The organism is Winogradskyella psychrotolerans RS-3 (assembly GCF_000427335.1).
GTDB classification, from domain to species: Bacteria; Bacteroidota; Bacteroidia; order Flavobacteriales; family Flavobacteriaceae; genus Winogradskyella; species Winogradskyella psychrotolerans.
Map to the genome: position 1 here is coordinate 1 of NZ_ATMR01000013.1, position 1,028 is coordinate 1,028.

The following is a 1,028-nucleotide window of genomic DNA, read 5'->3' on the forward strand; positions in this document are numbered from 1 at the left end:
AAGTATTCGAAACAGAGGCGTTGAGTTTTTGCTTACAGGAAAGCCTGTTGTTTCTGATAATTTTGACTGGGACATCACGGGTAACCTTGCCTACAACAAAAGTAAAGTATTGAAGATTTCAGATACTTCGAATGAATTGATTTTGGCCACCACTACCAAAGCCTTTATCAAACACATAGAAGGCATGGAGTATTCTCAGATAGTAGGCCGTACCATTTTGAAAGATGAAGAAGGAAGAGACATTATTGATGCTACGGGACTTCCTATCGTTCCAGCAGGTGTGGTTCCTTTTGGTACAGGTGTTCACCGATGGACGGGCGGATTGATAAATAATTTCAGGTACAAATCCTTTAACTTAAACGTTTTGGTAGATGGTAAATTTGGTGGAAGCATTTATTCCCAAACCATTATGACCTGGAACACCGAGGCATGTCTTACGGATCGCTATTAGGTAGAGAAAACGGAGCCGTTTTGCCAGGGGTAAATGAAAACGGTGAAGTCAATGATGTATTGGTAACGGCTGACAGGGTAAACAACAGGGCCATTATCGTAAGGCGAAGAGATGCACTTGACGATTACCTTTATGATGCAAGTTTTATCAAGTTGAGGAACATTTCATTGAGTTACAGTCCTCCCGCATCATTTTATAACAAGTTAGGATTCGTGAAAGGTGGAAGCATTTCTTTGGTAGGAAGAAATCTTCTAATACTAATGAGTCATTCACCAGGCATAGACCCGGAAAACAATTTGTATCCAGGAAACAGTCAGGGTGTTGAATCAAGTGCCTTGCCTCCAACAAGGAGTATAGGGGTGAATGTAAACCTTAAGTTCTAATCTCAATAATAGACCGAATCATCATGAAAAATAATCTGTTAAAAAACGCGATTTTATTTGTCTCGTGATCCTGGCGTCTTGCGACCAGGGATTTGAAGAGCTTAATAAAGACCCGAATGCAGTTACTGCCGATCAATTCAATCCCTCCTTTTTATGACTACCGCACAACTAAAGTCGGCGCAGGGAGATCACAA

The 1,028-nt window shown here is 41.0% G+C and carries 1 protein-coding gene and 1 pseudogene; both read left to right on the plus strand.

Going from position 1 to position 1,028, the window contains the following annotated elements; all coding sequences use genetic code 11:
* Positions 1–451, plus strand: a pseudogene (locus ADIWIN_RS20450) (hypothetical protein); the annotation flags it as partial.
* Positions 430–834: a hypothetical protein gene (locus tag ADIWIN_RS01465; protein ID WP_051155382.1), complete on the plus strand. Its 405-nt coding sequence runs from the start codon at positions 430–432 to the stop codon at positions 832–834. The pseudogene ADIWIN_RS20450 and the gene ADIWIN_RS01465, both read left to right, overlap by 22 nt.
* Positions 835–1,028: the final 194 nt, after the last annotated feature.